Genomic DNA, 17,415 nt, shown 5'->3' on the forward strand with positions numbered 1-17,415 from the left:
GGGCCATCCATGGCCCAGTGCGGCTAACCCGGCGTCCTGCCGGGTTGCCCACGGATTCAAGCCTGCGTTCGGCCAGCGTGGTTTAACGGGGCGCTTAAGATCAAAAGCCAGATCAAGATCAAGAGCGACTCGCTTCGCATCGTGGTTACCGGCTACAGCGGTGTGTGGCCTATGCCTCGATGCGTAGAGTCAGTAAATGCATCAGCGACTGACACATCGCTATCGGGGGCAAGCCCCCTCCCACATTGATCAGAACGGGATTACCAACGTGCCGCTTATGGGGCAAGCGGCGTCAACACCTCGGCCTTGTCATCCAGCACCATCACCACCAGTAGCCTGGCGGGCCGGGTCTGGCTGGCGTTGCTCGACTCGAAGTGCCGCGAGCCGGCGGGCTCGTAGAACGAGTCGCCGGCCTTGTAGGTAATGGCTTTCTCATCGTTGACCCGTGAGGTGATTTCGCCTTCCAGTACATACGCCACGGCGGTGCCGGTGTGGCTGTGGGGCACGGTGGCCTGGCCGGGCGCGTAGTCCACGGTCAGCATGATGGTTTTCTTGCCGGGCACGTTGGCCAGGGCGTGCTCCTGCAGCACCTTGAGCGTTTCCTGGTGGTACACCGGTTCGTGGGCGTAAGCGTTGAGCGAGGCCAGTATCGCAGCGGTGGCGAGCAGTCGTTTCATGGGGATTTCCACGTAGTTCGAGACCCGTTCACCCTACGCTGGCGGTCTTGTTCGACCAATGACCAATCCTGCGCAAAACCACCTAGCCAATCTGCCGCAGAATGTCGCGGACCTTGTCCAGCGCCGGGTCGATATCGAGGGTTTCGATGGCGCCGAAGCCGAGAATCAGCCCGGCGCGTGGCGCCGTGTCGTGAAAAAACACTTCCAGGGGGTACAGCCCCACTTGGGCCTTGCGCGCCAGTTGCATCAGCAACGGGATATCCACCGGCACCTTGCACAGCGCGGCCAGATGAAACCCGGCCACCGTCGGCACCGCCTCGAACCAGGGCGACAGGTCACCTGCCAGGCGCTGCAGAATCCGTTCGCGGCGTCCCGCATACACGCTGTGACAGCGGCGAATATGTTTGAGCAGATAGCCTTCGCTGATGAACTTGGCCAGCGCCCACTGCGGCAGGGTAGAGCTGTGCTGGTCGGTCAATTGCTTGGCCTTGAGTACCGCGCCATGGATCGCCGGCGGCAGCACCGCGTAGCCCAGGCGCAACTCGGGCAGCAGGGTTTTGGAAAAGGTCCCGACGTAGGTCACCACGCCTCGCGTGTCCATGCTTTGCAGGGAGTCGGTGGGACGGCCTTCGTAGCGGAACTCACTGTCGTAGTCGTCTTCGATGATGATGGCGCCGAGCGCGATGGCGCGGTCGAGCAGGGCCTCGCGCCGCGCCAGGCTCATGGGCATGCCGAGGGGGAACTGGTGCGAAGGCGTCACATAGATCAGGCGGGTGCCGTCGGGGATCTGGTCGACCTGTATGCCCTGCGCATCGACCGGCACGCTGGCGACCCTGGCCCCCATCGCCACGAACAACTGGCGCGCCGGGCTGTAGCCGGGGTCTTCCATGGCGACGATGCTGCCTGGCTCCAGTACCACGCGGGCGATGAGGTCCAGCGCCTGTTGCGCGCCATTGGTCACCACGATGTCGCCGGCGCGACCTTTCACCCCGCGGGAAAAGGCGATATGCCCGGCGATGGCCTCGCGCAGCGCCGGCAAGCCTTCCGGTTGGCTGTAGAAACCACTGTTCTGGGCGATACGCCGCAGCGCATCCAGCGTGCAGCGCCGCCATTCCTCCTGGGGAAACTGATTGCGCGTGGTTGCGCCGCCGATAAATTCGTAGCGCAGGACTTCGTCGTGGGCGGGATGATGCATGGGCGAGGGCAGTGCGGCCCATCTGCCCAGGTGGGCGGCGCAGGCCAGGTCGGTGGCGGTCTGCACGCAGTCAGGCTGAGGCGCCCACGCATTGACGAAGGTGCCCCGGCCAATCCTGCCGATCAGCAGGCCTTCGTACGTCAAGGTGGCGTAGGTGTCCGACACGGTTTTGCGCGAGACCCCCAGTTGCTCGGCGAGCAGCCGGCTGGGCGGCAACTGCGCGCCGGCTGAAAGGCGCCCGCCGGTGATGGCTTCGCGCAGTTGCTGGTAAAGCTGGGCAGCCAGGTCCTTGCGGCCATTGATGACGAGGTGCAGTTCCATGTTTCATCCCGGGACAGATCGATCTGCGCCAAGGTTACGCGCAAATCGATCTGAAGAAACCAGGCGGGGTCAGGACAGGAAACCACCGTCCACATTCAGCGACACCCCGGTGGTGTAGCTGGACGCATCGCTGGCCAGGAACAACACGGCGCCGGCCATTTCGCTGGGGTCGGCCACGCGCTTGAGCGGGATCTGCGCCAGGGCCATCTTCAGGATCGCGTCGTTCTTGACCAGCGCCGAGGCGAACTTGGTGTCGGTCAGGCCCGGCAGCAATGCGTTGCAACGGATGCCGAACGCGGCGCATTCCTTGGCGAACACCTTGGTCATGTTGATCACGGCGGCCTTGGTCACCGAATAGATGCCTTGGAATACACCTGGGGAAATGCCGTTGATCGAAGCCACGTTGATGATGCTGCCGCCGCCGTTGTCGCGCATCAGCTTGCCGGCTTCCACCGACATGAAGAAGTAGCCGCGGATGTTCACGTCGACGGTCTTCTGGAACGCACCGAGGTCGGTGTCCAGTACGTTGCAGAACTGGGGGTTGGTCGCGGCGTTGTTGACCAGGATGTCGAGGCGGCCGAACTGTTCGCGGATGCCGGCGAATACCTGGGTGATCTGTTCCATTTCACCGATATGGCAGGCAATCGCAGTGGCTTTGCCGCCGTCGGCGATGATCGCGTCGGCAACGTGCTGGCAGCCCTCCAGTTTGCGGCTCGAGACAATCACGTGGGCGCCTTGCTGGGCCAGCAACTTGGCGATGGCCTCGCCGATGCCACGGCTGGCGCCGGAAACGAAAGCAATCTTGCCGTCGAGGTCGAACAGGTGGGTCTTGGACATGAGCGGTTCCTTGTGATTGTTATCAGAGCGCGGATTTGCCGATGACCGCCAGGCTCATCTGCTCCAGCAGCTTGTTCATGTGGATGAACTGGGCAAAGCGTTTGTCCTGGGTCTGGCCGTGGAAGAAACGGTAATAAATCTGCTGCACGATGCCGGCCAGGCGAAACAGGCCATAGGTGTAGTAGAAGTCAAAATTGTCGATGCGGATGCCCGAACGTTCGGCGTAGTAGTCGACGAACTGGCGGCGGGTGAGCATGCCGGGCGCATTGCTCGGCTGGCGCCGCATCAACTGCACGGGCGCAGGGTCGGCGGCTTCGATCCAGTAGGCGAGGGTGTTGCCCAGGTCCATCAACGGGTCGCCGAGGGTGGTCAGTTCCCAGTCCAGCACACCGATGATCTGCATCGGGTTGTGCGGGTCGAGGATCACGTTGTCGAAGCGATAGTCGTTGTGCACGATGCTGGAGGTCGGGTGGTCGCCCGGCATCTTGTCGTTGAGCCAGGCGCGCACGGCTTCCCAGCGCGGGGCATCGGGGGTCAGGGCTTTTTCGTAGCGCTCGCTCCAGCCACGGATCTGACGCTCCACATAGCCGTGCGGCTTACCCAGGTCGGCCAGGCCGCAGGCGCTGTAGTCGACCTGATGCAGTTCGACGAACTTGTCGATAAAGCTTTTGCACAGGGCTTCAGTGCGCGTTGGGTCCAGGCCCAGCTCGGCGGGCAGGTCCGAGCGCAGGATGATGCCGTTGACGCGCTCCATCACATAGAACTCGGCACCGATCACCGACTCATCGGTGCAATGCACGTAGGCCTTGGGGCAGTAGGGAAAGCCGTCTTTGAGCTGATTGAGAATGCGGTATTCGCGGCCCATGTCATGGGCGGATTTGGCCTTGTGTCCGAACGGCGGGCGACGCAATACAAATTCCTGGTCCGGGTATTCCAGCAGATACGTGAGGTTAGAGGCGCCGCCGGGGAACTGGCTGATCTTGACGGTGCCGTGCAGGCCGGGAATATGCGCCTTGAGGTAGGGATCAATCAGGCTGGCATCAAGCTCTTCGCCGGGGCGAATCTGGGTTGATTGGTCGTTAAGCGCCATGCTTATCCCTTCTGCTTATTTTAAAGGCCTTGGACTATTGGCTAATCTAATGCGCGTCGACATGCATCGACAAGGTTGAGGCGGCTTAATAGGCTAGCGTGTTGAAGCAGGATCAGCGTGCCTGATGGGTCATTTATTGGGCGTCGGCAAGGCTACCGGCGTAAGCACCGGGCGGCCGGCAAAGTATTCCACCAGGTTGTCCGCGACCCGTTGCACGGTATCGTGGGCGGCTTCCGGCGACAGGCCGGCCACATGGGAGGTCAGCACCGTGTTGCTCAGGTGCTTGAGGGCGTCGGGCACCTTGGGTTCGTCATCGAATACGTCCAGCGCGGCGCCGCCGATGCGCCGCTGTTGCAGGGCCGCTACCAGGTCGGCGGTAACCACCACGCTGCCTCGGCCGATGTTGACCAAAAAGCCGTTCGGCCCCAAGGCGTCGAGGGCGTGACGATCAATCAGGTGCCGAGTGCTGGCGCCGCCGGGCGTGGCCAGGATCAGAAAATCCGAGGTGCGCGCCAGCTCCACGGCGGTTGAGCAGTAGGTGTAATCCACGTCATCGCGAGGTTGGCGGTTGTGGTAACTCACCTCCATGCCAAAGCCCAGCGCCGCGCGCTTGGCGATCTCCAGGCCGACCGCGCCCAGCCCGAGGATGCCCAACTGCTTACCGCCCAGGGAAGGGCGCATTACTTTCGGCCATTCGTCGCGGCGCACGGCGGCGTCAGTCTGGGTGATACCGCGCACCAGCGACAGCAGCAACGCCATGGCGTGGTCGGCCACCGACGGTGCATTCACCCCGGCACCATTGGTCACCACAATTCCACGGTTGGCCGCCGCCTGCAGGTCCACATGCTCGTAGCCGGCGCCGATCACGCAGATGATTTCCAACAGCGGCAGCGCGGCGATTTCTTCGGCATACAGCCCCAGCGGCCCACGGGTCAATACCGCCTTGATTTGCCCGCCGTGGAGCTTGATTGCCTGCGCGCGTTCAGCGGGCGTCGGCGCCAGGATCACATGGAAATCATTGCTCTCGATGATTTGCAGGTATTCATTGATGGTTTCAACCAGGACCAGAACGGTGGTGGGCATGGGCAGCTCTCCGGTGAGTTCGATGCCCGGATTATGCTGCATTTTCGCTGCATGAAATGCCGCAGGCCTGAGAAAGCGCCACTGATTTTGCGAAAAGTACCAGCGTCTCGGCGAGTACGAGACGCTGTTTACGCGCGCTGATTATTTGGCGGACGTGGTTTTTCGTACCTTGCTCTGTTCTGCCGCTACGATGTCCATGTAATCGTAGGTAGGAAAGAACTCCGTCCTGAACGGCCCCCACGCAGAGCGCTCGATCGCAAGATTCACTTCGCGCAGGCGTGAGGCGGGGAAGCGTAGAACGATGACGTGACCGATTCCCATGGCAATGTTCCAACTGACAATTTCTACCCCTTCAGGAGGAAACACCTTGAAGAGTTCCTGCTCCGTGAGTTTGGCTCTTATTTCGTTCAAGTTGCGAGATTGATCATGCTTGAGAAAGACGGTCAACATGACGGCATTGTCAGCACTGACGGCGACAGGTTTTCCAGGGGCGGAGGCCTGTGCATGAATGCCGGTTGAAACAAGGGTAGATAGCAGTAAAACAGAAGCGAATAAAGGCTTTAATATTGTTTTCATTGGGTGAGGCCTTTTATGAGTGTTGTCTTTAGTTGTGAGGTTCAAGGTTCAAGGCAGGCGTGTCGGCGTGGTTTCTATTGAACCTGTATAAGGCGCATGCACAACATATATTCGAGCCAGTGGGTTGGAATCGATCATGTCGCGCGGCACTTCGCGGGAGTAAGTGAATTCTTGCGTATTCAATGTCTCAAGTTTCCGGACGATGGTTCTTGTTGTCCCTTTGTCAGGTATCAGGATATGGCTTTTTTTGTCACCGGTTACCATGAAGTAACCGCCGCCGCCGTTCTCGTACTTGGACAGCCCGGTATCGCTGTAGAAAAATTCATAGCGGTTGCGGTCGGGGTCCCACAGTGATATTCCGACCACGCCTGGGTACTTGTCCTTCACGTCGATGTCCGGCGCGCCCTCTACATATACTTTGGTCGTCAGCCAGCGGGGGGACGTCGCCAGGGCGCTGGCGTCGGAGTTTTCGGCTGTTGACCGTGCCTGGCTGGTAAGTGGGGAGATTATTCCAACGAAAAGTAACAAGGTAAACAGTAGGTTGTATTTTTTCATAGAGTCGCTCCTGGCGAATTCAGTGTTCGCTTTTGTTGTCATGGTTTCAGAAAGGCGGCTTGTTCGTGCTGGGTTGGAATATAGGCTTGACACGATGAGCGCTCAATACCTGGGCAAATCCTTGTAACAAAAGCGGCGGTTAATAAATTAATAGAAAGTGCGGTGATAAACTCTATGTAGGAATTGTCTTACTTGGGCTGGTTAGTTAAATACTAGTGGGTGCCTGTCAGTGGGTTTAAATCGCAGAACAACGAGCGACTGGGCTGATTTAAATAAATCGAGTTGTGTCAGTGTGCTCATTTTCATCGCGCGTCATGCCCGGCGGGCGGAATCGACGAATGAGGCGCTCGGCTCAGCCTGGCAGGTAATGGCATAAGCGCGAGATCAACGAACAAAAATCGCTCTCAAGCCCCTGCACTGAGTTGCCGTTCCTCAGCTAAGTCTTTGCTTATTCTCAATAATCCCGGACAATCGCGCCCCTGTTGAGGTCGGGGCGCTGCCTGTCAGGTTTTTCTGACTCGTCCCGGCCGTGTGAATGCGGAGATCCGACCGGATGAATGATCAGGCCAATAGCGTCAACGATCGCTATGCAACGACACCTGCAACGCTCACAAGCTGGAGCCGCCAGGACACCACCTGGATGCTTGGGCTGTTCGGCACCGCCATCGGCGCCGGCACTTTGTTCTTGCCGATCAACGCGGGCCTGGGGGGCTTCTGGCCGTTGGTGATCCTCGCGCTGCTGGCCTTCCCGATGACGTTCTTTGCCCACCGTGGGCTGACGCGTTTCGTTTTGTCCGGCCGCGAAGGTTCCGACATCACCGATGTGGTCGAAGAGCATTTCGGGCTCAAGGCCGGTGCCCTGATTACGTTGCTGTACTTCTTCGCGATCTTTCCGATCCTGCTGATCTACAGCGTGGCCCTGACCAACACCGTCAGCAGTTTCATGGAACATCAACTGCACATCATGCCGCCGCCGCGAGCTGTCCTGGCGTTTGTGCTGATCCTGGGCCTGCTGGCGGTGGTGCGTTGCGGTGAACAGGTAATCGTCAAGGCCATGAGCCTGATGGTGTACCCGTTTATCGTGGCCTTGCTGTTCCTCGCCGTCTACCTAGTGCCGCATTGGAATGGCGGCATCCTCAGCACCGCCAGTGAGGTTCCGGCGCCGTCGGCCTTGCTCAACACCTTGTGGCTGGCGATTCCGGTGATGGTGTTTTCGTTCAACCATTCGCCAATCATCTCGGCCTTTGCGGTGGACCAGAAGCGTCAGTACGGCGCACATGCCGACGAGCGCAGTTCACAGATCCTGTGCCGCGCGCACCTGTTGATGGTGGCAATGGTGCTGTTCTTCGTGTTCAGCTGCGTACTGACCCTGTCCCCGGCGCAGTTGGCCGAGGCGAAGGCACAGAACCTGTCGATCCTGTCGTACCTGGCCAACCATTTCGATAACCCGACCATTGCCTTCGCCGCGCCGTTGATTGCGTTCGTGGCGATTGCCAAGTCGTTCCTGGGCCACTACATCGGTGCCAGCGAGGGCCTCAAGGGCCTGGTGCTCAAAACCGGCCGCCGCCCGGCTGCCAAGTCGCTGGACCGCATGACCGCCGCGTTCATGCTGGTGGTGTGCTGGATCGTCGCCACGCTGAACCCGAGCATCCTCGGCATGATCGAGACCCTCGGTGGGCCGGTGATTGCGTCGATTCTGTTCCTGATGCCGATGTACGCGATCCGCAAGGTGCCGGCCATGGCCAAGTACCGTGGGCAGGCATCGAATGTGTTTGTCACCGCCGTCGGCCTGGTGGCGATTACCGCGTTGGTATATTCGCTGGTTGTCTAAGTGCTGACACACACTTCAAAATCGGCAGAGATCCAAATGTGGGAGGGGGCTTGCCCCCGATAGCGGAGTATCAGTCACTTGTGAGTTGACTGAACCACTGCTATCGGGGGCAAGCCCCCTCCCACATGTGTTTTGTGGTGTTGCTGATACTTTATTCCAGGCATAAAAAAAGCCGGGTATCTTGCGATACGCGGCGTTTGTTTACCCGGTGCGTTGGTATATTCGCTGATTATTTAAGTGCTGACACGCGCTTCAAAATCGGCAGAGATCCAAATGTGGGAGGGGGCTTGCCCCCGATAGCTTCGTATCAGTCACTTGTGAGTTGACTGAACCACTGCTATCGGGGGCAAGCCCCCTCCCACATGTGTTTTGTGGTGCTGCTGATACTTTATTCCAGGCGTAAAAAAACGCTTAATCTGCGATACGCGGCGTTTGTTTACCCGGTATTGGATTACCGCGTTGGTATATTCGCTGGTTGTCTAAGTGCTGACACACGCTTCAAAATCGGCAGAGATCCAATGTGGGAGGGGGCTTGCCCCCGATAGCGGAGTATCAGTCACTTGTGAGTTGACTGAACCACTGCTATCGGGGGCAAGCCCCCTCCCACATGTGTTTTGTGGTGTTGCTGATACTTTATTCCAGGCATAAAAAACGCCGCGTATCTTGCGATACGCGGCGTTAGCTACATCAACACACCGTTAAGCTTGAATCACCGGGATGTTGGCGCTTGCCGCGATCTTGCGGAACTCGGCAATCTGGTCGAAGTTCAGGTAGCGGTAGACGTCACTGGCCATGGTGTCCAGTTTCGCTGCGTAGCCCATGTACTCTTCCACAGTCGGCAGGCGACCCAGGGTAGAAGCCACTGCCGCCAGCTCAGCCGAAGCCAGGTAGACGTTGGCGCCATCGCCCAGACGGTTCGGGAAGTTACGGGTCGACGTCGACACCACGGTCGAGTTCGGCTCTACGCGTGCCTGGTTACCCATGCACAGCGAGCAGCCCGGCATTTCCATACGCGCGCCAGCCTTGCCGTAGATGCCGTAGTAGCCTTCTTCGGTCAACTGGTGAGCGTCCATCTTGGTCGGCGGCGACAGCCACAGACGGGTTGGCAGCTGGCCCTTGACCTGCTCCAGCAGCTTGCCGGCAGCGCGGAAGTGACCGATGTTGGTCATGCACGAGCCGATAAACACTTCGTCGATCTTCTCACCGGCAACGCTGGACAGCAGACGGGCGTCGTCCGGGTCGTTCGGCGCGCAGAGGATCGGCTCGTTGATTTCGGCCAGGTCGATCTCGATCACTTCGGCGTATTCGGCGTCGGCATCGGCTTCCATCAGCTCAGGGTTGGCCACCCAGGCTTCCATCGCTTGTGCACGACGTTCCAGGGTACGCGCATCACCGTAGCCTTCACCGATCATCCAGCGCAGCAGGGTGATGTTGGAGTTCAGGTACTCGGTGACGGAGTCCTTGGACAGCTTGATGGTGCAACCGGCAGCCGAACGTTCGGCCGAGGCGTCGGACAGCTCGAAAGCCTGCTCCAGCGTCAGGTCGTTCAGGCCTTCGATTTCCAGGATGCGGCCGGAGAAGGCGTTTTTCTTGCCTTTCTTCTCTACGGTCAGCAGGCCAGCCTGGATCGCGTAGTAAGGAATGGCGTGCACCAGGTCACGCAGGGTGATGCCAGGCTTCATCTTGCCTTTGAAACGCACCAGGATCGATTCCGGCATGTCCAGTGGCATCACGCCAGTGGCTGCGGCAAACGCCACCAGGCCGGAACCGGCCGGGAAGGAGATGCCCATCGGGAAGCGGGTGTGGGAGTCACCACCGGTACCCACGGTGTCCGGCAGCAGCATGCGGTTCAGCCAGCTGTGGATGATGCCGTCGCCTGGACGCAGCGATACACCGCCACGGGTCATGATGAAGTCAGGCAGGGTGTGGTGGGTGGTCACGTCGATCGGCTTGGGATAGGCCGCGGTGTGGCAGAACGACTGCATCACCAGGTCGGTCGAGAAGCCCAGGCACGCCAGGTCTTTGAGTTCATCACGGGTCATTGGACCGGTGGTGTCCTGAGAGCCGACGGTGGTCATCTTCGGTTCGCAGTACGTACCTGGACGAACGCCTTTGCCTTCCGGCAGGCCGCATGCCTTGCCGACCATTTTCTGTGCCAGGGTAAAGCCCTTGCCGGTGTCGACAGGCGCTTCAGGCAGCTTGAACAGGTCGGTAGGGCCCAGGCCCAGTTCGGCACGGGCCTTGTCGGTCAGGCCGCGACCGATGATCAGCGGAATACGGCCGCCTGCGCGCACTTCGTCCAACAGCACCGGGGTCTTCATTTCGAAGGTGGTGATCACTTCGTCGGTGCCGTGCTTGCAGACTTTGCCAGCATGGGGGTACAGGTCGATCACGTCGCCCATGTTCATGTTGCTGACGTCGAACTCGATCGGCAGTGCGCCCGCATCTTCCATGGTGTTGTAGAAGATCGGCGCGATCTTGCTGCCGAAGCAGAAGCCGCCGGCGCGCTTGTTCGGCACGTAAGGTACGTCGTCGCCGAAGAACCACAGCACCGAGTTGGTGGCCGATTTACGCGACGAACCGGTACCGACCACGTCACCGACGTAGGCGATCGGGAAGCCCTGGCCGCGCATCTCTTCGATCTGCTTCATCGGGCCGGTCTTGCCTTGCTCGTCCGGCACGATGCCTTCGCGGGCCATTTTCAGCATGGCCAGGGCGTGCAGCGGGATATCAGGGCGGGACCAGGCGTCCGGGGCAGGGGACAGGTCGTCGGTGTTGGTTTCGCCGGTGACCTTGAACACGCGCAGGCTGATCTTGTCGGCCAGGGTCGGGCGGTTGCGGAACCACTCGCCGTCGGCCCAGGACTGGATCACGCCCTTGGCGTGTTCGTTGCCGTTGCGGGCTTTTTCCGCCACGTCGTGGAAGGCGTCGAACATCAGCAGGGTGTGCTTGAGCTGGGCGGCCGCGACAGGCGCCAGTTCGGCGTCGTCCAGCAGCTCGACCAGCGTCACGATGTTGTAGCCGCCCTGCATGGTGCCAAGCAGTTCAACCGCGCGCTTTTTGTCGATCAGGGGGGAGGTGGCTTCGCCTTTGGCCAGGGCGGACAGGAAGCCGGCCTTGACGTAGGCCGCTTCGTCAACGCCTGGTGGAATACGGTTGGTGATCAGGTCAACGAGGAATTCTTCTTCGCCAGCCGGAGGATTTTTCAGCAGCTCGACCAGGCCTGCGGTTTGTTCGGCGTTAAGCGGCTGGGGAACGATACCCAGGGCGGCACGCTCTTCGATATGTTTGCGGTAGGCTTCAAGCACAGTTATTACCCTCATCAGTGGTCCCACGGGACGCTCATCCAGGAATGACCGGCACGCGTGCGCTCGGGGGCTTTTTGGGCCGCAAAGCCAGCGCTGCCGGCATTCCTTACAGAAGCTGCTTTCAAAGTTTTACGCCTGCAGAACGGAGCTGATGAGGGTTGGCGCAAGCATTGACCTACCGGGGTCAAACCTGCGCCAACACCGTTCTGAAGGAACGACTGTGCTCGTGACGCTTTGAAAACAGCTTCCAGCGGATTATTGGCGCCTTACAAGGCCGGGTGATTCTACGGCAAAAAAAATCTAAAGGTAAGTTGCGTCGCCAAGTTTGCAGGGTGATCAACCTTAGACAAAGGGCTAACATGGCGCACTGTTTCGCTGATTTGCGTGTTTTCGCCCATGCCCAACCAAACCATCAAGACCCCCTGCGTCGGCCTGTGCTCCACGGTCTACGGCGATCTCGTGTGCCGCGGCTGCAAGCGCTTTCACCACGAGGTGATCCAGTGGAATGGCTATAACGAAGAAGAAAAGCGCGCGGTCTGGCTCAGGCTCGAGCAGTTGCTGGTGCAGGTGATGGCCGGCAAAGTCGAGGTTTTCGACCCCAAGACCCTGCGCGGGCAGTTGGAACAGCGCAAGATTCGATTTGTGCCGCACCAGTCCGAATATTGCTGGGCCTACCAATTGATTGCGCGTGGGGCGCGGGTGATCAATAACCTGGAGGCCTACGGCATGGTGCTGCTACCGGAGTTTCGCGACTGGGCGCTGCCGCAGTTGCGCGATGCCATTGACCGGGAGTTCTTTATCCTTTCCGAGGCACATTACCAGCGCTATATCGCGCCGGGCTTCCTGAAGGATGCATTGTCTACCTGACAATACAAATCCAAAGTATGGGAGGGGGCTTGCTCCCGATGGCTGAGTGTCAGTTACCAGATGCATTGGCTGACACACTGTCATCGGGGGCAAGACCCCTCCCACATTGGGTTCTCGGTGCCTGAAGGCGCGATGTCAGGACTGGGTGGCGAGTTCTTCCAGATGATCCATCAATGTCTGCGGCTTGAGCACCAGCACGTCGCTTTCCACCGCATCGAGCACCACCTCCGCCGTATTGCCGATCAACGCCCCGGAAATCCCGGTACGCGCCACGGTGCCGATGATGGTCACGGCCGCTTGCCATTTATGCGCCGCGAAGGGAATCAACACATCCGCCGGCCCTTCTTCGATATGCAGGTGTGCGTCATCCACGTCGAATTCGGCCTGGAAGGCTTTGCATTGCTCGCGATAACGCGCCGCGATGGTTTCCCTGAGCTGGAAGGTCGGGTCCGCCGCCGACAGCATCGGCGATGGATGCGCGCTGATGACGTGCAAATGCGCCTTGGCCAGGCTCGCGATATCGAAACCGTGGTCGATGATGGCGTTATGCAGCGCACGGTGTTCGCTGTCGGTATTGCCCACGTCGATGGCCGCCAGAATCACCCGTTCTGCCCAGGGCGTAGCGGTCTTGACCAGCAGCACGGGCGTTGGGCAATAGCGCAGCAGTTTCCAGTCCGCCGGGGCCAGCAGGGCCTTTTTCAACGGGCTGTCGGGTAAGTGCTGCTTGATCACCAGCCCGCAGCCCTCGGCCTGCTGCACCTCGATGATGGTTTCATGCAGGCTGTCGTTCCACGCCTGTTCGGTGGAAACGCTATACCCATCCTCCTGCAGACCGGACTTGAGCAGGCTCAGCAGCGCCGAATGCTCATGCTTCCTGTCACACACCAGCAGATGCAAGTGCGCGCCGGTGACCCCGGCGATCAGCTTGGCGCGCTTGAGGGCCAGGCTCTCGGAATGCTCGGGCTCGATGACCACCAGTATGCTGCGGATGGCTTGCATGGTCGGATCTCCAGGAAGGGGCCTGGAACAACTATAGTTGCTGCTGGCCTGGTGTCATCTTGATGTACATCAAGGCCCATGGCTGGCGGTCTGCGGCGGGGTCGGTATAATCGGCGGCCTTTTGTGATCCTTTGCCCGTGAGCCCGATGATCCTGCCCGAAATCCACGAATTCCTCGGCTGCCGCACCCCTGATGCCTGGGTGCAGGCCGCGCTGGCCGATCAGGACACCCTGCTGATCGATCACAAGAACTGCGAATTCAAAGCCGCCAGCACCGCCCTGAGCCTGATCGCCAAGTACCACGGCCACGTCGACCTGATCAATATGATGTCGCGCCTGGCCCGTGAAGAACTGGTGCATCATGAGCAGGTCATGCGCCTGATCAAGAAACGCAAGGTCGAGCTGCGTCAATTGTCCGCCGGCCGCTACGCCTCGGGCTTGCGCAAGGTGGTGCGCAACCATGAGCCGGTCAAACTGGTGGATACCCTGGTGGTGGGTGCCTTCATCGAAGCGCGCAGCTGCGAGCGTTTCGAAGCGCTGGTGCCGCATTTGGATGAAGAACTCGGCAAGTTCTACTTCGGTTTGCTCAAAAGCGAAGCACGGCACTTCCAGGGTTACCTGAAATTGGCGTACCAGTACGGTGACGCCAAGGACATCGGCCAGGTGATCGAGCGGGTGAGGGCGGCCGAGCAGGCACTGATCGAGTCACCCGACGTCGAGTTCCGCTTTCACAGTGGCGTGCCAGCCTGAGGCCACGGCCACGCCGATCAAGGCGCTGATTGCGCTCAGCAGCAGGATGACCGTTTGCGTGCCGAAGGGCGCGGCCAGCACGGCAATCATCAGGCCCGCCAAGGGCTGGGCCAGATTGTTGAGCAAGGTGATCACGCCCACTGTCTTGCCGAAATCCTGCACCGGTATGACCCGCTGACGCATGCTGCGCATGTACACGTTGAACATCTTGTCGAACCCGCTCACCAGCAGGAAGCCCACGGCGTACGCCCACATGCCGGGGCTGATGGCGGTGACCAGCGCGCCAACGACAATCATCGAATACGACAGCCCGCCGAGCGCCTTCAGCGCCAGGGTCGAACGCGCCAGGTAAAACAGAATCACCAGGGTCACCACCGCGCCGGCGGCCTGCAGCAGGGCGTAGGCGTCTTTATCGGCCGCGTATTGCCCGGTGACCATCGCCGCCGATGTGGCCAGCGTGACCCCGACAATCAGGTTCACACCCACCGCCAGGGTAATGATGCGTTTCAACGCCATCCGGTTGCGGATGTGGCCGAAGGCGGTACGCAAGGGTTGCAGCCAGATACCTGCGGGTTGTTCGTGGAGGGGCAGGTCCACCGTGGTGTTGCGCTGCCAGACTCGCATCGCCAGGTCCGCCAGCACAAACAGCGCGGCGATTGCCAGCACCACCCAGGGCCACTGCCAGACTTCCAGCATCAACGCCGCCACCAAAGGCCCGAGTACCAGGCCGCTCTGGTCGGCGATCTGTGAATAGGACAAGGTCTTGGCGTAGGTGTAGTGTTGGAAGATATGCGGCATTACCACTTCCCGCGCCATAATGCCCTGGGTGGTCAATACCCCGCACACCGCAGACAGGATCACCAGCCACTGGATACCGTCGAACAGCCCGTACAGCGCAACCGCCATCGCGCAGGCCAGGGCCCGATACACTTGACTGACATGCAGGATGCGCACCGGGGAAAACCGGTCGCACAAGGCCCCGCATACGGGGAATGCCAGGTAGCGCGGCAGTGATTCGACAAAGAACGCCAGGCCTGCCCACGACACACTCCGGGTCGTCTGGAACACCACCAGCGGCACGATGAACAACAGGATCTGGTCCGCCAGCCGCGACAGGAACATCGAAAAAAAGAACGCCAGGTAATCCCTGCGCATATGACTCCCTGTGAATGGCGTAAAAGATTGCAGGCTATTTGTTAAAAACTCTTAAAAGCATGAAGCTTGCCGACACGGTACACGGGCGCTGCTCTTCTCGACCAGCTTGCCACCTATAATGCCGGCCTTTCAATCTGCGTTCGTACACTGGGAACTTATGGAAAACCTGGGGCTGGGCAAGGTCTTGCTCGTCGAAGACGACGAGAGGCTGGCAGGGCTGATCGCGCATTTTCTGTCGCAACACGGTTTCGAGGTGCGGGTGGTGCACCGGGGCGACCTGGCCCTGGATGCGTTTCTGGCGTTCAAGCCGAAAATGGTCGTGCTCGACCTGATGCTGCCGGGCCAGAGCGGGTTGCATGTGTGCCGGGAGATTCGCAGTGTGTCGGATACGCCCATTGTGATCCTGACGGCCAGGGAAGATGATCTGGACCATATCCTCGGCCTTGAGTCCGGCGCTGACGATTACGTGATCAAGCCGATCAAGCCACCGGTGCTGCTCGCCCGTTTGCGCGCGTTGCAACGGCGCCAGGCGCCCGAGCCCGTGGTGCGCGGCGCCCTGGCGTTTGGCCGGTTGTCGATTGATCGCAGTTGTCGGGTGGTCAGGCTGGGCGATGAGCAGATCGACCTCACCACCATGGAGTTCGAGTTGCTATGGCTGCTGGCGAGCAACGCCGGAACCACCCTTTCGCGCGACGACATTCTCAACCGTATGCGCGGTATTGCCTTCGATGGCCTGAATCGCAGCGTCGACGTGTATATCAGCAAACTGCGCGGCAAGCTCAATGACAACCCGCGGGAGCCGGTGTGCATCAAGACCATCTGGGGCAAGGGCTACCTGTTCAATGCGTTCGCGTGGGAGGTTTAGGTGCTGCGCCTGTACCTGCGTCTCTATGTGATCCTCGCGCTCGGCCTGGCCGGGGCAATCTGGCTGGTCAATTACGGCCTGGACGCGTACATGCCCGAGTCCAACGAGACCTATAACCGAGAGGCCTTGCGGGGCCCGGCGTGGGCCCTGGTGGAGCAACTGCGGCCGGTGCAGGGCGCGGCGCGCCAGGCACGCCTGGATGAGCTGCAACCGCATTATGGCCTGCGTCTGAAACTGGTGCAGCGCGGCGCCCAGCACCTGAGCGAGCGTGAACAGAAGCTGCTGGCCAATGATCAGGTGGTGGTGCGCGAGGACTTCATGAAGTTTCTCGCGCCTATCGACGACGGCGCGCAATTGCTTGAGATTCGACTGCCGGAAGAGCCCACGTGGCTGTACCTGTGGGCCTATGGCTTGCTCGGCGTGAGCCTGGCTATCGTCCTGTACTTCTGGGTGCGCCCGCACTGGCGCGACCTGGAACACATCCGCCTGGCGGCGCAGCGCTTCGGCGACAACGACCTCGGCTCGCGCATTCTGCTGCCGCGCCGCTCTACCGTGCGCGCACTGGCCGGGCACTTCAACCAGATGGCCGAGCGCATCGAAAGCCTGATCGCCAACCAGCGCGAGCTGACCAATGCGGTGTCCCACGAACTGCGCACGCCGATTGCGCGCTTGTCCTTTGAACTGGATCAGCTCAAGCAGCAGGCCGATCCACGCCAACGCCGCCAGTTGATCGCCGATATGTACGCCGACCTTGGCGAGCTGGAAGAGATGGTCTCCGAACTGCTGACCTATGCCAGCCTGGAGCGCGGCGCGACCCAGGTTACCCGCGAAAATATCGAGGCCCAGAGCTGGCTGGACAGCGTGATCGGCAGCGTGACGCTGGAGGCCGAGGCGGCGGGCGTGCAATTGTCGCTGCGCACCTGTGAAGTCGATGTTATTCAGATCGAGCCGCGCTTCATGGCGCGGGCGCTGATCAACCTGCTGCGCAATGCGATCCGTTATGCCGATCGCCGCGTGGAAGTGTCGCTGGTGAAGTTCGGCAGCGGCTATGAAGTGCGGGTCGATGACGACGGCCCAGGCGTGCCGTTGGAGGGGCGCACCAAGATTTTCGAGCCCTTTCTGCGCCTGGATACCAGCCGCGACCGCCGCACGGGCGGCTTTGGCTTGGGCCTGGCGCTGGTCAAGCGGGTCAGCCAGTGGCACGGCGGGCAGGTGCACGTGCTGGATTCGGAGTGGGGCGGGGCGTCGTTTCGGATGACGTGGGCGTATGCTGATCCGGCAAAATCAAAGGCCAGTCTCTAAAAGAC

15 protein-coding genes are annotated in these 17,415 nt (G+C 60.4%); 5 read left to right on the top strand and 10 right to left on the bottom strand.

What is annotated here, in order from left to right:
• Positions 1 to 275: 275 nt before the first annotated feature.
• From BFP93_RS25565 to BFP93_RS25595, 7 genes are all read right to left on the bottom strand, one after another.
• A complete protein-coding gene (locus tag BFP93_RS25565) occupies positions 276 to 677 on the bottom strand; it encodes a cupin domain-containing protein (RefSeq protein ID WP_065895396.1) in 402 nt (133 codons plus the stop codon).
• Between the two features lie 82 nt (positions 678 to 759).
• Positions 760 to 2,193: a MocR-like pyridoxine biosynthesis transcription factor PdxR gene (locus BFP93_RS25570; RefSeq protein WP_065895397.1), complete on the bottom strand. Its 1,434-nt coding sequence runs from the start codon at positions 2,191 to 2,193 to the stop codon at positions 760 to 762.
• 69 nt (positions 2,194 to 2,262) lie between these two features.
• Positions 2,263 to 3,030: an SDR family oxidoreductase gene (locus tag BFP93_RS25575; protein WP_065885280.1), complete on the bottom strand. Its 768-nt coding sequence runs from the start codon at positions 3,028 to 3,030 to the stop codon at positions 2,263 to 2,265.
• A 22-nt stretch (positions 3,031 to 3,052) separates the two neighbouring features.
• Positions 3,053 to 4,120 (bottom strand): phosphotransferase family protein, encoded by a 1,068-nt coding sequence (locus tag BFP93_RS25580; RefSeq protein WP_065895398.1) that lies wholly within the window; start codon positions 4,118 to 4,120, stop codon positions 3,053 to 3,055.
• Positions 4,121 to 4,249: 129 nt separating this feature from the next.
• Positions 4,250 to 5,203 (bottom strand): 2-hydroxyacid dehydrogenase, encoded by a 954-nt coding sequence (locus tag BFP93_RS25585; protein ID WP_065895441.1) that lies wholly within the window; start codon positions 5,201 to 5,203, stop codon positions 4,250 to 4,252.
• Between the two features lie 141 nt (positions 5,204 to 5,344).
• On the bottom strand, positions 5,345 to 5,779 hold the full coding sequence (locus BFP93_RS25590) for a hypothetical protein (protein WP_065895399.1): 435 nt from the start codon (positions 5,777 to 5,779) through the stop codon (positions 5,345 to 5,347).
• Positions 5,780 to 5,827: 48 nt separating this feature from the next.
• Entirely contained in the window at positions 5,828 to 6,334 is a 507-nt protein-coding gene (locus tag BFP93_RS25595; RefSeq protein WP_065895400.1) for a DUF4822 domain-containing protein, read from the bottom strand.
• A 553-nt stretch (positions 6,335 to 6,887) separates the two neighbouring features.
• Between BFP93_RS25595 and BFP93_RS25600 the strand changes: the two genes are divergently transcribed.
• Complete coding sequence (locus BFP93_RS25600; protein WP_065895401.1) at positions 6,888 to 8,165, top strand: serine/threonine transporter; 1,278 nt, start codon at positions 6,888 to 6,890, stop codon at positions 8,163 to 8,165.
• A gap of 698 nt (positions 8,166 to 8,863) precedes the next feature.
• Here the strand turns inward: BFP93_RS25600 and acnB are convergent.
• Positions 8,864 to 11,473 carry a bifunctional aconitate hydratase 2/2-methylisocitrate dehydratase gene (gene acnB / locus BFP93_RS25605; protein WP_065895402.1) on the bottom strand — a complete coding sequence of 870 codons (2,610 nt, stop codon included), beginning with the start codon at positions 11,471 to 11,473 and terminating at the stop codon, positions 8,864 to 8,866.
• A gap of 396 nt (positions 11,474 to 11,869) precedes the next feature.
• Here acnB and BFP93_RS25610 point away from each other — a divergent pair, with 396 nt between their 5' ends.
• Positions 11,870 to 12,340, top strand: a complete 471-nt coding sequence (locus tag BFP93_RS25610) for a DUF1289 domain-containing protein (RefSeq protein WP_065895403.1) — start codon at positions 11,870 to 11,872, stop codon at positions 12,338 to 12,340.
• 135 nt (positions 12,341 to 12,475) lie between these two features.
• On the opposite strand, the gene BFP93_RS25615 is transcribed toward BFP93_RS25610, so the two are convergent.
• Positions 12,476 to 13,339, bottom strand: coding sequence for a universal stress protein (locus BFP93_RS25615; RefSeq protein WP_065895404.1), 864 nt, complete (start codon positions 13,337 to 13,339; stop codon positions 12,476 to 12,478).
• A 146-nt stretch (positions 13,340 to 13,485) separates the two neighbouring features.
• Between BFP93_RS25615 and BFP93_RS25620 the strand changes: the two genes are divergently transcribed.
• A complete protein-coding gene (locus BFP93_RS25620; protein ID WP_065895405.1) occupies positions 13,486 to 14,088 on the top strand; it encodes a tRNA-(ms[2]io[6]A)-hydroxylase in 603 nt (200 codons plus the stop codon).
• On the opposite strand, the gene BFP93_RS25625 is transcribed toward BFP93_RS25620, so the two are convergent.
• Positions 14,044 to 15,243, bottom strand: a complete 1,200-nt coding sequence (locus tag BFP93_RS25625) for an MFS transporter (RefSeq protein WP_065895406.1) — start codon at positions 15,241 to 15,243, stop codon at positions 14,044 to 14,046. The genes BFP93_RS25620 and BFP93_RS25625 overlap by 45 nt on opposite strands.
• A gap of 157 nt (positions 15,244 to 15,400) precedes the next feature.
• On the opposite strand from BFP93_RS25625, the gene BFP93_RS25630 reads away from it, so the two are divergent.
• Both BFP93_RS25630 and BFP93_RS25635 read left to right on the top strand, forming a co-directional pair.
• On the top strand, positions 15,401 to 16,108 hold the full coding sequence (locus BFP93_RS25630; protein ID WP_065895407.1) for a winged helix-turn-helix domain-containing protein: 708 nt from the start codon (positions 15,401 to 15,403) through the stop codon (positions 16,106 to 16,108).
• On the top strand, positions 16,109 to 17,410 hold the full coding sequence (locus BFP93_RS25635) for an ATP-binding protein (protein ID WP_065895408.1): 1,302 nt from the start codon (positions 16,109 to 16,111) through the stop codon (positions 17,408 to 17,410).
• Positions 17,411 to 17,415 lie beyond the last annotated feature (5 nt).

The organism is Pseudomonas sp. 44 R 15 (assembly GCF_900004965.1).
Taxonomy (GTDB): Bacteria; Pseudomonadota; Gammaproteobacteria; order Pseudomonadales; family Pseudomonadaceae; genus Aquipseudomonas; species Aquipseudomonas orientalis_A.

What these genes read in the sequence shown, in the direction of transcription:
- BFP93_RS25565 (WP_065895396.1), bottom strand. Translation starts at nt 677, where the DNA reads ATGAAACGACTGCTCGCCACCGCTGCGATACTGGCCTCGCTCAACGCT.
- BFP93_RS25585 (WP_065895441.1), bottom strand. Translation starts at nt 5,203, where the DNA reads ATGCCCACCACCGTTCTGGTCCTGGTTGAAACCATCAATGAATACCTG.
- BFP93_RS25615 (WP_065895404.1), bottom strand. Translation starts at nt 13,339, where the DNA reads ATGCAAGCCATCCGCAGCATACTGGTGGTCATCGAGCCCGAGCATTCC.
- BFP93_RS25570 (WP_065895397.1), bottom strand. Translation starts at nt 2,193, where the DNA reads ATGGAACTGCACCTCGTCATCAATGGCCGCAAGGACCTGGCTGCCCAG.
- BFP93_RS25625 (WP_065895406.1), bottom strand. Translation starts at nt 15,243, where the DNA reads ATGCGCAGGGATTACCTGGCGTTCTTTTTTTCGATGTTCCTGTCGCGG.
- BFP93_RS25590 (WP_065895399.1), bottom strand. Translation starts at nt 5,779, where the DNA reads ATGAAAACAATATTAAAGCCTTTATTCGCTTCTGTTTTACTGCTATCT.
- BFP93_RS25595 (WP_065895400.1), bottom strand. Translation starts at nt 6,334, where the DNA reads ATGAAAAAATACAACCTACTGTTTACCTTGTTACTTTTCGTTGGAATA.
- BFP93_RS25575 (WP_065885280.1), bottom strand. Translation starts at nt 3,030, where the DNA reads ATGTCCAAGACCCACCTGTTCGACCTCGACGGCAAGATTGCTTTCGTT.
- BFP93_RS25580 (WP_065895398.1), bottom strand. Translation starts at nt 4,120, where the DNA reads ATGGCGCTTAACGACCAATCAACCCAGATTCGCCCCGGCGAAGAGCTT.
- BFP93_RS25620 (WP_065895405.1), top strand. Translation starts at nt 13,486, where the DNA reads ATGATCCTGCCCGAAATCCACGAATTCCTCGGCTGCCGCACCCCTGAT.
- BFP93_RS25610 (WP_065895403.1), top strand. Translation starts at nt 11,870, where the DNA reads ATGCCCAACCAAACCATCAAGACCCCCTGCGTCGGCCTGTGCTCCACG.
- BFP93_RS25600 (WP_065895401.1), top strand. Translation starts at nt 6,888, where the DNA reads ATGAATGATCAGGCCAATAGCGTCAACGATCGCTATGCAACGACACCT.
- BFP93_RS25630 (WP_065895407.1), top strand. Translation starts at nt 15,401, where the DNA reads ATGGAAAACCTGGGGCTGGGCAAGGTCTTGCTCGTCGAAGACGACGAG.